14 protein-coding genes are annotated in these 13,668 nt (G+C 46.3%); 4 read left to right on the forward strand and 10 right to left on the reverse strand.

The genetic code is table 11. The annotated features are described in order from the left end of the window. The 5 genes from IC229_RS16770 to IC229_RS16790 form a co-directional block, all read right to left on the reverse strand. On the reverse strand, positions 1 to 227 hold a 227-nt coding region (locus tag IC229_RS16770; RefSeq protein ID WP_190888162.1), incomplete at its 3' end, for a hypothetical protein. A gap of 68 nt (positions 228 to 295) precedes the next feature. Next, positions 296 to 601 (reverse strand): helix-turn-helix domain-containing protein, encoded by a 306-nt coding sequence (locus tag IC229_RS16775; protein ID WP_190888163.1) that lies wholly within the window; start codon positions 599 to 601, stop codon positions 296 to 298. Between the two features lie 12 nt (positions 602 to 613). Continuing rightward, positions 614 to 1,393 carry a phage antirepressor KilAC domain-containing protein gene (locus tag IC229_RS16780; RefSeq protein ID WP_190888164.1) on the reverse strand — a complete coding sequence of 260 codons (780 nt, stop codon included), beginning with the start codon at positions 1,391 to 1,393 and terminating at the stop codon, positions 614 to 616. Positions 1,394 to 1,395: 2 nt separating this feature from the next. Next, on the reverse strand, positions 1,396 to 1,605 hold the full coding sequence (locus tag IC229_RS16785) for a hypothetical protein (RefSeq protein ID WP_190888165.1): 210 nt from the start codon (positions 1,603 to 1,605) through the stop codon (positions 1,396 to 1,398). A gap of 4 nt (positions 1,606 to 1,609) precedes the next feature. Next, positions 1,610 to 1,861, reverse strand: a complete 252-nt coding sequence (locus IC229_RS16790) for a helix-turn-helix domain-containing protein (RefSeq protein ID WP_190888166.1) — start codon at positions 1,859 to 1,861, stop codon at positions 1,610 to 1,612. 143 nt (positions 1,862 to 2,004) lie between these two features. Between IC229_RS16790 and IC229_RS16795 the strand changes: the two genes are divergently transcribed. The 4 genes from IC229_RS16795 (at position 2,005) to IC229_RS16810 (ending at position 6,264) form a co-directional block, all read left to right on the forward strand. After that, the gene (locus IC229_RS16795; protein ID WP_190888167.1) at positions 2,005 to 2,766 is read left to right on the forward strand and encodes a S24 family peptidase; all 762 of its coding nucleotides are present in this window, start codon (positions 2,005 to 2,007) and stop codon (positions 2,764 to 2,766) included. A 53-nt stretch (positions 2,767 to 2,819) separates the two neighbouring features. Beyond that, on the forward strand, positions 2,820 to 3,905 hold the full coding sequence (locus IC229_RS16800) for a hypothetical protein (protein ID WP_190888168.1): 1,086 nt from the start codon (positions 2,820 to 2,822) through the stop codon (positions 3,903 to 3,905). 107 nt (positions 3,906 to 4,012) lie between these two features. Beyond that, positions 4,013 to 4,753: a hypothetical protein gene (locus IC229_RS16805; protein ID WP_190888169.1), complete on the forward strand. Its 741-nt coding sequence runs from the start codon at positions 4,013 to 4,015 to the stop codon at positions 4,751 to 4,753. 224 nt (positions 4,754 to 4,977) lie between these two features. After that, the gene (locus tag IC229_RS16810) at positions 4,978 to 6,264 is read left to right on the forward strand and encodes a site-specific integrase (RefSeq protein ID WP_190888170.1); all 1,287 of its coding nucleotides are present in this window, start codon (positions 4,978 to 4,980) and stop codon (positions 6,262 to 6,264) included. A gap of 234 nt (positions 6,265 to 6,498) precedes the next feature. Here IC229_RS16810 and IC229_RS16815 read toward each other — a convergent pair whose 3' ends face one another. The 5 genes from IC229_RS16815 to IC229_RS16830 form a co-directional block, all read right to left on the reverse strand. Beyond that, positions 6,499 to 7,299, reverse strand: coding sequence for a C10 family peptidase (locus tag IC229_RS16815; protein ID WP_190888171.1), 801 nt, complete (start codon positions 7,297 to 7,299; stop codon positions 6,499 to 6,501). A gap of 59 nt (positions 7,300 to 7,358) precedes the next feature. Then, positions 7,359 to 8,534, reverse strand: coding sequence for a helix-turn-helix domain-containing protein (locus IC229_RS16820; protein WP_190888172.1), 1,176 nt, complete (start codon positions 8,532 to 8,534; stop codon positions 7,359 to 7,361). Between the two features lie 82 nt (positions 8,535 to 8,616). Then, a complete protein-coding gene (locus tag IC229_RS35925; RefSeq protein ID WP_317171583.1) occupies positions 8,617 to 9,777 on the reverse strand; it encodes an ABC transporter permease in 1,161 nt (386 codons plus the stop codon). Next, positions 9,759 to 11,036 (reverse strand): ABC transporter permease, encoded by a 1,278-nt coding sequence (locus tag IC229_RS35930; RefSeq protein WP_317171584.1) that lies wholly within the window; start codon positions 11,034 to 11,036, stop codon positions 9,759 to 9,761. The genes IC229_RS35925 and IC229_RS35930 overlap by 19 nt, the downstream gene beginning before the upstream one ends. Before the next feature lie 65 nt (positions 11,037 to 11,101). Then, positions 11,102 to 13,537 carry an ABC transporter permease gene (locus IC229_RS16830; protein WP_190888173.1) on the reverse strand — a complete coding sequence of 812 codons (2,436 nt, stop codon included), beginning with the start codon at positions 13,535 to 13,537 and terminating at the stop codon, positions 11,102 to 11,104. Positions 13,538 to 13,668: the final 131 nt, after the last annotated feature.

Genomic DNA, 13,668 nt, shown 5'->3' on the forward strand with positions numbered 1-13,668 from the left:
TCGGTCACTACATCGTAGATCAGATGGCGTTTGCCGTGATAGAGCGCGTCGGCGTGGAAATCAATCGTTTTGCAGTGGGGTCCGGCGTATTTGGCAACCAGATAATCCAGTTCCCGGTGAGCCTCTTCGTCGGAGAGTTCATTAAACGCTAACTGTTTGATTTCCACGGCCCGTAAAACCGACGTAGCCAGGTGCATTTTCTGTTGAAATGTTGCAGGATTTGACATAGATTTGCAGGGATTATAATATAAGATTGATGACAGCCCGGCACCCGAATTGATGCCGGGTTTTGTTTTTAGAAATGAGAGAGAAACTGATCTAAATCAGCGGGTTGAATCCGGTAATCACCTTTGGTTATCTCTTTGTGTTTGAGGTAGATAAGCTTCCCTTTTCGGTCGGGTGTGCCTTTGTGAATCCATCGACACACCACCGAACGGCCGTACCCCGTTCGTTCGCACACATCCTTGATAGTGTACAGGTGTTTAGCAGAGCCAGCAGAAATCTCCAGTTCACGTAGCCGCTCGACAAATGGCTTCAAAGCCCTCTCAAGCATGGCTACGTAATCGTCGTCCGAGCCGTTGTAGGTGGTAAGGACTTGCATATCATTTATGGGTTAGGCAGTAGCGAGTTGAACAGATTGTGCGGCTGGCGTCATAGCTGGATTTAGCAGCGAGTGAATCAATTCGCGACCGGCTTCAGTCCAGACCAACGAATGTTCAGTTCGCGAAGAACCATCGCGGCCAGGGTGGTGAAACGTAGCAAGTTTGGCGTACCCTTTGCCGTTGTATTTGGCCGTCAGGTTCCACATGCCACCGCGTTTATACTGCACCCCTTTTTCCTGTAGAAGCCGATTCAGCGCAATGGCACTCATGCCCAATTCCTGGGCTATATTGGTCGTAATCAGCGTATTGGAGCTATCAAGCACTTTCGTAGCGTAGTCGGCTTTAGGCTTGAGTTCAGCGTTTTCAAACACCAATGCCTGTTTTTCTTTCTGTTCCCGAATCCAGGCTTCGGCCCGTTGAATCGGATCATCAATCTGGTAGGAGGGGGTAGGGGTAGAGTTGGACAGCCGCCGACGTGCTTCAGCAAACGAGCGAACCAATACCGACTTAAATTCTACAACCCGTTCCGAATTGCGGGAAAGTGAACCGACGAACAGGGATTGATCTTCGGTGAGTAGGGCATAGTTAACTTGCTGAACACCACCCGCTGTCTCAAAGGGTCCGATTTGAAATCGGACCCTTCCAAAATCCTTTTCAATCGCTGGCAAGTATTCGCGTATCGTTTTAATGATACTGGCATGCTGGATACCTAGTCCCTCGGCAAAGTCAATTGTGTTCACAACCTGCAAACTACCCTCAATGGTGTTGATTGGAAGAATGATATTGCTCATGGCTAATAGTGCTCAACGATAGTTTTCGTAATGGACGCAGAGAGATTACCAACTGTTTTGCAGTAAGTTGACTTGACCACATCGTCAACAGAGGGTATTTCCCGAATTGTTACCGACAAGCCAGCGGCAGTAGCTTGCTTGATGAGTATGCTCAATTCGGCTAACTGAGCGTAGATTTGATTGGCTATGATTTGGTTTTCTTGAGTTTTCATGGTCTTAGGCGAGTGCTGCATTAAGTCGTCTTTGATTTGCCTTTTCAATTTCAAGTGCCTGTTTTTCAAGGACTTCAAGTTGCTCAATTAGCTGCTCGACATCAGCTACAGTTGGTGTTGTTCGGCCTTTGAACCAGTTGTGTAAAGTATTTTCAACTCGCCCCATCCGTTCGGCAACTCCTTTTATGCCACCTGGCACGTTTAGGCACCGTTCACGTATTTTTTTTAGCCGTTGGGTTAATGATTGTTGTGCCATATACCGTCAGTATCTTTATATTGCGGTTGGTGTTGCGGTTGGTATTAATGTTGGTATCAAAATTATGATACTAATATTTAAAAGTCAATACCTAGTATCAAATATTTTACCCAATCGTCTCATTTTTTTAATTCCATACCCGTATGCTGTATCATACCCTTAACTATTCGGTATCAAAAAGACGATTCCTCTTTCCAAATAGAATGACTCCGTATCAACGTTTAGAGAAGATTGCAGAACTCGAAGAGCGCACAGTTAATCAAATTGTGGAGTTATCTGGTAGGCACCCATCAATCGTATCGGCAATACGTACTGGAAAGAAAAGCCTATCTCAAGATCTGGCAGATGCAATTGAGTTAAAATGGAAATATAGAAGCGAATGGATATTGTCAGGACAAGGCGATATGAAAGAGACTGAATATCAGTCCAATGGAGTTGTTAAGCCAGTCAATTTAAGGCCAATACGAATTGCGCAATCTTTTGATCTAGTGCCAATTCTAAAAACGCCCTTGTATGCTAGGGCAGGTTTTGGATATACGGCATATTTGAATAGACCACCTGAAGAACAGGAATGGGAGTCAATTCCCTTTGATCGCCTTTATCCAGGCATACCGCCCGAGGATCATACAATCGTCACTATAAATGGAGATAGTATGGAGCCAAGATTAGAAGCTGGATGGGAAATGTTAGCTTATAAAACAGCAAATAATGAGTTTCCTCGAATCGGGAAAATAGTAATGCTTGATTACAAAGATGAATTGATAATCAAAACCTTAGTTGAGATTAATATTCAAAAACGAACTATAACAGTTCAATCCTATAACAATAAAGAGACAAGAGAAATACCAATGGACGAAATACGAAGAGTTTTTCATGTATATGACCACTGGAAGGCATTTCTGTAGAAATCTATTTAGAAAAAATAAACTCTACATAAATCCTAAATCACTATTTATACATGAGACGAATTGAAATAAATAGAGCAATTAATAACATTAAGGACGCTTTATTAAAGTCAAATATGCCAAATGCTTTGATTAGTTTGCAAAAGGCTGATGATAAAACTTCTCCTGAACAACTACTTGATGCCTTTAATATATATAAAATATTTTACCTTAATTTTAATAAAACAGAAAAAGCGATAATAAAGCTTTTTAGTTTAAATGGGCTTGAAGATACAAAACTTTGGGCGCAAGCTATTTCAGGCGCAAACGTTGGAGAAGTAAAGTCGATTTTTAGGAGGTTTTATAATAGTATTGTTTTTTTTGAAAATCATTTAACTCCGTTACTAGAGCTTTTTAAGCAAGATAATATAGGCTATACGGAGCGAAAAGATGATTTGATAGCGGAGTATGATGGAGACAATGAAAACACTCAACTGCTAACTATAATTCTACCTGAAGAGGATCATAAAATATCCTCCAAGCCAGATCGACTAATTAAAGCACTTAGTAGCACCAATGCATTTTATGGTGTCCTGTCAGGTCTTATGGGACACAGTGGCAATGATTTAAGTGTTATTGCTATTGATTCGGGAAGCGATAAGTCGTTTGATTTTCTGGGTGCAGCTAAAGTTGTTGAAGCTGTTAAAGAATTAATAATTGGAATGTGGGATAGGGTGGTTTTTCATAAAGAGAAAAAAATTGAAGAACGTATTGAAATTATATCAGATTCATTACCAGTGTTGGAAAAGATAAATCTACTTGAAAAAGAAGATAAAATAAGCCAACAACAGGCGGAAATTTATAGGCGAGCCCTATTAGGTGGGGTTAAGGACTTTCTCTCCGCTGGGGCAATTTTACCTGAATTTACAGCTCATTCAAGTTATAATCCTAGGCAGCTTATGGCTCCTGAAGTGAAGTTATTGTCAATGCCTAGCGAAGTAAAAAACGATACATCGACAATAGATGGTGGCCCAACTCCAGACTTGGACGAAAATAGCTATGAAGATGATGATGAGGAAGGGCTTGGCGATGTAAGTGAAGAGGATTTCGAGGCTTTTAAAAAGTTTATGGCTCGACGCAAAAAGAAAAAAGGCAATTGACGCTGTATGTGATCGAGCAGCAGAAGCGGATTGAGAAGCTGGAGAGGGAGCGGAGGTAAAATAAAGGGTGGTATGTAAATGAGTAATTATATAAATAGGAAAAAGACATGAGGCCCGATTATTATAAAGACTACTACTTTAATGAATTAGGGCCGGCCTTTACTCGCTATGTAGAAACATTTGATAGTCGTAGCGGTGGTACGGTCGCTTTATATAATGCCGCAATGGAAGCGGCTGGAAAACTTTTTCATTTACGAGAGGCTATAAATGAGAGTACAGGTATAGAGCGGTCTCGTAAAGATATTGGTGATTTATGCTGGTCCTATCAATTAATAGGTGACGTTTTTAATTCATCGAAGCACGTAAAGATTAATCGCGGTGATCGTCTTATTAATGGCAGAAAGGATGTTCACACAATAGTCTGTTGCAGTATTGTACCCTATGAAAATAATCCCTCTGATTGGTATTTTTATTCTGATTTCCGTGTAATCGTTCATCCTATAAAAAGCGATCCGATTGATTTGTTAAAGTTGGCCGCCGAAGTGTTAAGGTTTTGGGGCTGGTATTTGTATAAAGAAAACTTACTGGAACAGGTGCTCCAATACGAATACAAAGGAGATGAACCGTTATCACCTGAATTGGCGACGCAAAAAATCGATGTGCATCTGGTTGATAATAAACCTGAAGGTGTAGGGGAAATGACTATGGTCTACCGGCTATGGGATTTAGAAAAAAAAGATTGGGTGCCCTTTACAGGACAAGTTGCCCTTGAGAAAGACGGCGTTCCAATTCAACCAGCGCACGTTTCTCGCCCTCCGAAAAGCGCACGTAAGCGTTGGGGTTTGTAGAACACTCTCTAACAAAGGTTACGCTTTCGCAGTCCGCAACAACCCACATATATTTTAAAAGGAGCTCCTTATAGTCTATTGTATCTTGACTGACAGATTCCATAGTGAGTGCTTTTTAAAACAAAAAGTCAGACCACTGCCTGACTCCCTGCCGACCGAGTTCTCCCGATCCAAGCCCCGTAAGGCCATACAAATATTAGCAGTTAAACAACAAATTCCAACTAATGACGCTCACGTTTTACCTGAAAGAGGATCAACCCGACAAAGCTGGACGTTTCATGATTTACGGCCGGATATGCTGGCTTAGTCAAAAGGTACGCTTTTCAACGGGGGAAAAAGTGTTGCCCAATCACTTTAAAAACGAACGGGTTAAATCCAGCCTGGCAGCCGCCCACATCAACCAGACCCTTTCTACCTTCGAGAGTGAGTTAACCACGTTCTTCTACCGGAATCAAAACGATTCATCGGCCAAGGTATTGACCATCACTTCCGTTCAGGCTGAAGTTGAACGCATCAAGACCGATTTGCTGGGTAAAAAGCAAAAGAAAGGTAGTTTGCTAACTCCGCCTGATATTTCCTCCCAGCCAACCTTATTTGAGTTCTTTTCGATCTATCAGGCTGACATGAGGGCTAACCGCAGTCCCGAATGGGCGCGGTCCCTTCAGGCAGTGCATAAGCAGCTCGAAACGTTCAATTCAGATCTTACCTGGGCTGACCTGAAAATAAACATTCTCAACCGGTTTAAAGCGTATTTACAGGAAGAAGAGGAATTATCCGATAACACCATACATGCCTATATCTGTCTGCTTCGGGGCATGTGCGATTATGCCGAACGGCTGGACATTCATCCGCCCCGTGATATTCACTGGCTGGAAAGCAGTCCGGGTGAAGTGATTAGTCCGGTACTGGAGCCCGAAGACGAACTGGCTATTATTAATGTAAAGCTGGGTAAATCCTTAACGACCGGATATGCCGATAAATATTATCTGGAAAAGGTGCGCTGGTATTTTTTGTTAGCGTGCCAAACAGGATTACGCCGGTCGGACCAATGGCAGTTTTTAAATCCTCAGATTCAATTTATTGAAAATGTACCCTGCCTGATGGCCTTGCAGCAAAAGACCGGCAACCGTGTGGCGGTGCCACTGAGCGAGTTTGCGTATACACTACTGCTGAATCCGGCCACTGATCAGCGTCCACCCGATGGGAAAAACTACAACGCTACACTTCGCCAGATTGGACAGCAGGCCGGATTGACCCGAATTGTAACCGTTGGTAGTTTTTATAAAGGCGAACTATTGGCCGATACCATGCCACTTTATCAGGCAATGTCCTCGCACATGGCCCGAAGAACCTTTGCTACTCGCATGACTACGGGAGGCATGAATACCTTTACCCTAAAGGAGCTGATGGGGCATAAATCCATTTCATCGACTCAGAAATACCAGTCGGTGTCGAACTCAGCGATTGTGCAGCAAACAATGGAAGCCTGGCAGAAACAACAGGGCCGTTGACCCTACTTTATAAAAACAGGGTCAATAAAAGGGTTATCAAAAAACGCGAATGCGCAACTATTTATCGTTTGACAGGAAACGTTGAGGCTATGCCTGTTCTGAATGATTATTTAGGGCTATTTCTGAATATATATCTTAATGTTTCTTAAGTAGCAGAGGGCAGAGGGGGTGGGGCAGAGGAAAAGACGCCAACATGCGAAATCTCATTCTCACCCCAAGCCATTTACCCCCATGCTACGTTGGCTTGATGGTGACGAATGCGCGGAGTTTGATGTCATCTGCTACGTCGATTGGTTTGAAGAGATCGTACCAGCCGCTACGTTGGCCGCTGGAACCGTAGTTGATGTGTACCCAGAACGTATCGGCCTCCTGCTGGTAGCCATCAATGACCGTCGAGTGACCGTACGTAGTGAAATTGCCGAAGTGGAAATAGACGGGTCGGCGGGCGTCGATTTCCTCACGTATCAGTTTTACTACGTCGTCGCGTTGTACTACGTTCCGAATGTTTTCCTGCCGGGAAATGGTGGTCAACTGGTCTTTGGAAAGCGGGATGGGTTCCGTAAACGATACATAGAAATCGGCTTTGCAGGGAAAGTGTTTTTCAATCTGCCCGACGGGATTGACCAACTCCAGATAGTGACCCGTTCCGAAGTCTTTACGTATCGCTTCGGCGGTCAGGTACGACAGTAAAGCAATGTTGTTTTTGGCCACCGCTGACGTAGTAGCGTCAATTTCAGGAGCAAACTGGTCCCAGGAAAACGGATGCTTCGACAACGTATCGCGGATGACGTAACCCTTCGAACATTGGTAGTCGACAATACCGCTGGGACGTAATCGGTGGTAATAAAAAATTTGAGCGAGGGCCGTACTCCAGCAACCCAGTACGTGGTTGTCGGGAACGTAGCGGGCGTAACTGCCAAACTGGTCCCAGTTTGTTTTCAGGAGAAATGGGGCATTCTTCTGGGCGGTTGGTTGAAGCTGAGCGATGCTGTTCGTAGCAACCGCCATCAGCAGACAAAAAATGATACGTTTCATGATAAATTGTTTTGCTATGATTCGTGGCAAAACAACCCTATGAAACTACGCCTTTCCTCTCAAATTGGCTTTTGAGAGTCCTTACTACGTGTTTTGAGAGCCTGTTGCTCAGCTAACTGACGGGGTGATACACCGGTAATGGACTTGAAAACTCGATAAAAACTGGCTTCGGAATTGAAGCCCGAATCGAGGGCGATACCGAGAATAGATAAGTGCTGATACGTTGGGTCAGTTAGTCGGTGCGTTACTTCGGTTACCCTGCGTTCGTTGATAAGGCTTCGGAAACTTTTCCCGAACTCGCTGTTGATGACCGCTGATAATACGTTGGGTGATACATTCAGTTGATCGGCCAGACTGTTCAGACTTAAATCGGGATCTAAAAAAACACGTTCCTGATCAAGAGCCGTTTCCAGTCGGGACTTGATCGCCCGGCTTTGTGCTATGTCCAGGCCAATAGAGGTTCGATTTTCCGATGAACGAGTACTGGTTGCTTCAAAAGCGACTTCAAATGGTGGCTGCTGATACCCCATGATCGCCAGGTAATAAATGCATCCAGACAGATAAACGTAGAACAACTGCCAGTGCAGAAAGTAGCGCGTCGTGAAACCCAGTCCGGCATCGAGAACGATATTGATCGTCAGTAACAGACAGACGCCACCGCTGACAATCACTACGTTCCGAAGCCAGGTGTAGGTTGGATAAGACGTGTCGGAGATCGTGTCGAAAAGCCACAGTCGATACTGGTTCAGTCGACGTAAACTCAGATAGCCGTACACTATTCCCGAGAGCACCGACAGGTAATCTTCGATCTGCTTTACACGGTTAAAGGCAAGTTTTTCGGCGATCAGGTCTTTCTGGAGAAGGTCATCTGTCGTCTGCGTCTGGATATAAACGACAATGGCGTGAAGCAGGAAAATCAGTGTGGGGGCGAAATGAACGAGGTGCGACCTGAGTCGGAACTGTTTTTGCGTCAGCGCAATGGCGTACAAATACAGAAGTGGCTGGATGGTCAGATCGAAGGCGAGTGGAAAATAACGTAGCGTCGGATTTTGCCACAGACCTAGTGTGTGCAGGAGAATTTTGGCACTCAATACGCTGAATACCAGCAACAGCAACGCCAGCAAACGTTTGCTGGCGTACTGGCCGTATCGGGTTAGCAACAAGCCTGCGTAGAGCAGTCCCTGCGTAACGCCCAGAATGACAATGAGGTCGAATCCGTTGAAATTTACGTTCAAATCTGTTTTTTACTCCAAATTACGAAATAAGCAGCAGAGGGCAGGGGGCGGAAGGTAAAATCGGTCCCATCACAGCCCTATTCTATTCACTACGTAGTGACTTCACCGGATTCATCAGAGCCGCTTTAAGGCTTTGAAAACTGACAGTCAGGAGCGCGACAACGACGGCTACCAAACCGGACACTGCGAACATCCACCATTCAATGGATACTTTATAGTCGATATCTTTCAGCCAGTTCGTCATAACGTACCAGGCCACTGGCGAGGCAATTACTAAGGCAATGGCTACCAGCTTCACAAAGTCGAACGAGAACAGATGGAAAATATGGGCTGTTGACGCGCCCAGCACTTTCCGAATTCCCACTTCCTTCGTGCGCGACTCCGCCATGAACGCCACTACGCCATACAGACCTAAACAACCGATAAAAATGGCAATTCCCGCCAGCAGCCGAAACAAAGAAAACTGACGCTCCTCGGTCTGATAGAAATTGTTTATGGCTTTATCGGCAAACTCGTAGTTGAACACAAAGTCAGGGAACGTAGCGGACCAGGATTGCTCCACTGTCTTCAGCAATCGACTGATTGATTCCTGATTGGTAGCCTGTGGCGATAGTTTGATACTGAGTCGGCGGTAGGCTCCCTCTAACGTAGTGATGATACAGGCTTCGGTACGTTGATGGAGCGAGAACGTATTGAAATCCTTTACTACGCCCACAATTGGTTTTTTGACCTTGCTTCCGTTAAAATCAGAGAGAAACTGCCCCAGAATTTGCTGCGGGTTGCGGAATCCCAATTTCTTCACAAATGCTTCATTGACCACAAATTCGCTGATACTGTCGGATGGGTGTTGAATGCGACCCGCTATCAATTTCAGACCATAAGTGCGGAAATAGGCTGTATCCGCCGGGCGCATCACAACCGTAAATTCAGCAACTTTATTGGCTGGGCCGTAGCGGAAACTTGTCCACCAGTTACCACGAGCTGAGGGCGTCGACATGCTGTAGCTCATGGATTGGATACCGGGCTGACCCACTAATTTTGCCCGCAAATTCGTTAACTGATTTCCCTCGGCCTTATTAGGTATGGGTACCGTCAATACCGCATCTTTGTTATAACCGAGATCTGTCGAGCGGAAAAGCTGCATCTGGCTGTAGGCGATGATGGTGCCGATGATAAGTATCTGCGAAATAGCAAACTGTCCTACAATCAGGGTTCGACGTAGCGTTAACTGACCGCTGCCCATAGACCGAATTTTCCTTTAAGGGCCAATACCGGCTGATAACCCGACAGCACCAGCGCCGGATAAAAGCCCGCCAGCAACGTAGTGCAAACGGCAAGCACCACCAAAAAACCAAGAATCGTCGGCGTAAAGAGGTCCGATTGTTCCAGCCTGACATCCAGGAGTTCGATAACGTAGGGAAGGGCTGCATAAGCTATAACGAGCGAAAACAGGACGGCCAAACCCGTTAACAGTCCTGTTTCGCCCAGAAACTGACGTACTAACTGCGTTCGGGAACTGCCCAGTGTTTTGCGAACACCTACTTCCTTCGCCCGACGGATGGCCAGTGCGGTGGCCAGATTGATAAAATTGACACAAGCCGTAATCAGGATGAACAGACCAATAAGCCCCATCGCCCAAATGGTTTGTGTGCTTACCCTGCGATCCGCAAAATTACTTGTGCGCGTATCGGTGTGAATCTGCGTGAGGGGTTGCAGTTCGTAAACCAGATTTTTGGCGTCGTCGGGATTGTGGTATTTATTCACAAAGTTCACCAACTGTCGTTCCATAGCCTGCGGAGACTGACCATCCGGTAGCATCAGGTAAAGCTGCGTCTGGCTGGAAGTTGATTGCCAGTCGTCCCAGTTCGTATTGGAGCCATATGTTTTCAACGATGCAAACGACAACAGCACTTCAAACGGCAAACTGCTTGTAACGGGTGGATTCGCCACAATCCCAGTCACCACAAAATCCATTCGATTCTCCAACCGGAACCGTTTGCCCATCGGATTTGCGCTACCGAAATACTTTTGGGCCATACGTTCCGAGAGTACTACCGTGTTCGGATTGTTTAGCGAGGTTTCCGGACTGCCGCTTTTCCAGTTATAATCGAACAGGCGGAAATAGGCGGGTTCTACAAATGCCATTGTAGCATCTTCTTCCTCGAACTTCTTCGACGCATTTATTCGCACTACGCCACTCGTTTCATTTACAAGCGTTACCTGTTTTTTGATTTCGGGATAATCGCTACGTAGTGCCGCCAATGCAGGTAGTGCAATACCCACGTTACGTCCGTCGCTATCCGATTTTTTATAGAACGAAATGACTCGGTACGTTCGCTCGGCGTTGGTGTGATGCCGGTCGTAGCTGAGTTCGTAGCGGATGGCGAGAAACAGCAGCAGGCAACAGGCCAGTCCGAAGGTTAGCCCTGTTACGTTGATAACGGTGTAATTCCAGTTTCGCCGAAGCGCGCGCCAGGCGGTTTTGAAGTAGTTCGTTAGCATTGTTGTAAGGATTTTTCATGTGTAGAGACCGGTCCGCCGTTGCGAGGGCATGGCCTGTCTCTACATTATTCGGAACGTAGTGATTTCACTGGATTCATCAGGGCGGCTTTGATACTCTGGAAGCTGACTGTCAGCAGGGCGATTCCCACAGCCAACAGTCCTGCTACTGCAAACACCCACCACTGCATATCAATGCGGTAGGCGAAATCAGCCAGCCAGCGATTCATCGCATACCACGCCATGGGGGTGGCAATTACGATAGCGATGCCTACTAACTTCAGAAAGTCTTTCGATAGCAGCAGCGCCACACTTGCCACGGAGGCTCCCAACACTTTCCGAACGCCGATTTCTTTGGTACGTTGCTCAGCCGTGAACGTCGTCAGGCCGTAAAGACCCAGGCAGGCAATCAGGACTGAGATGAGCGAGAAATAAAGGAAAATCGTTGAAAAGCGGGCTTCAGCTTCGTATTGTTCGCCCAGTTTTTTATCGACAAAATCGTAATCAAGGTAAGCGGTCGGAAAATGCTTTTTCCATTGGGCCTGCAACTCTGCAATAGCTTCCTGCGGTTTTTGTCCGTCGATGTTCAGGATGATACGTGAGAAACCAAAATCCCGGATGACCATCGCCAGCGGTTCAACCTTGTGCTGAAGGGAATTAAAATGGAAATCGTTTACAACGCCTACTACCTGTCCCCGTCGACCACCCATCGAGAACGGTTTGCCGATAGCCTTATCGGCACCGGACCAGCCAAAAGCTTTTACTGCGGCTTCGTTGATAATAAAATTCTGAGTCGAGTCGGTGGGATTATCGGTGGGGAAGTTTTTTGAAAAATACCGGCCCGCTACTACGTGCATCCCTAGCGTAGCAAGGTAGTCGTAATCGACTCTCAGGCGAAAGATGCTGGTTTGCAGCTTCTTGCCCCGATTGTCCACCGTTTCCATACCATTGTTGCCCAGACCGCCAACCAGAATACTGTTACTGGTCGTCAGATTTTTGACATACTGACTTTTCAGCAGGTCATTTTTAAACGGTTCGATACGTCGCTGTACGTCAATATCGCCGTTAACTTTCACCTGCAGTAACGCATCTTTTTGGAAGCCCAAATTTTTGTTCGCTATAAATGACCGTTGAGCGTTGATCACCAGAATGCCTACTAACAGCACAATCGTTATACTGAACTGGGCAACAACGAGTGTCTTACGTAGCCAAACTCCTTTCCCCGACGTAGCCAAACTACCTTTTAACACGGTCGTCGGCTGGTAGGAAGAAATGAAAAAGGCCGGATAAAGCCCTGATCCCAGACCGACCAGTAATGCGATACCCACCAGAAACGCGAGCAGAACCGGTGACTGAAAAACAGCGATTTCTTTCTGCGTAAGCTGAGCGAAGGCACTTTGCAGCCCGTAACACAACAAAAGAGCAATGCCCAGCGCGCCAACTGCCAGAATAACGGATTCGAGCAGATACTGGCCAACGAGTTGGCCTTTCAAGGCGCCCATCACTTTCTTGACACCCACTTCCTTCGCGCGTTTCAACGAGCGGGCCGTAGCCAGATTCATGTAATTGATACCTGCCAGAAGTAGTATAAACAGACACACAGTACCAAAAATGTACAGATTCGTCAGGCTACCGGGAGCACTTATCTCGTACCGAACATTCGATTTTAGGTGGATGTCCGTGAGGGGCATAAGCTGATATTCCGCCGTACGCTTATTAACACCGTAACGCTGATTGATAGGCAGTACGTGCCGGTCATAGAACTGAGGCAATTTGGCGGCAAAGGCTTTATAATCAACGCCTTTTTTTAGCAGAATGTACGTGTAATAACTATTGTTGCCCCAGGCACCATCTCCCGCCAGGTCGGCGCGATTATACGCTATGAGGGTTTCAAACGAAACGAGGCAACTGAACGTAACGTGGGCGTTTTTGGGTGCATCGGGCATAATACCCGTGATTCGGTAAGGAACCCCCTTACCCGTCGAATCGTTCAGCATGATGGTTAAATTCTGACCGACGGGATTTTCCTGGCCAAAATACTTTTTGGCCATACTTTCAGTCAGGACAATGCTGTATGGATCGGTGAGGGCCGTTTTTGGATCGCCGACCGTCATCGAGTAGCTGAACGTATCAAAAAACGACGGGTCGGTGAGTAGAATTCCTTCTTCCACAAACACCCGATCTCCGCGCTTCACGACGGCATCGCTCGGATCGAATCGGACGAACTGCTCTACTTCAGGGTAATCGGCTTTGAGCGCAGGGCCCAGTGGTACCGCCGAAACCGCGTGCTCGAAGGTTTCGGAATCGCCGATGATTTTGCTGGCAACCCGGTAAATGCGGTCGGCATTTTCGTTGAAGCGGTCGAAGCTCCACTCATCCTGTATCCAGAGCGCAATAAAAGCAAAACAAGTCAGCCCGATAGACAGGCCAGCCAGATTGAGAGAGGAGTAGAGTTTGTTACTAACTAGGTTTCGCCAGGCGATTTTAAAATAGGTACGTAGCATAGGGCGTTGAGGTTAGCTTCGCTAACAGTTCCAACTACTATGCCACACCCGAAAAAAGCCTGCTACGTATGAATTGGGCTATTTTAACGTAGTATAACTGTCCGATACCGTACAAAGCCTGTCCGTTTCTG

The sequence above is a fragment of the Spirosoma profusum genome (assembly GCF_014699005.1).
Classification (GTDB): Bacteria; Bacteroidota; Bacteroidia; order Cytophagales; family Spirosomataceae; genus Spirosoma; species Spirosoma profusum.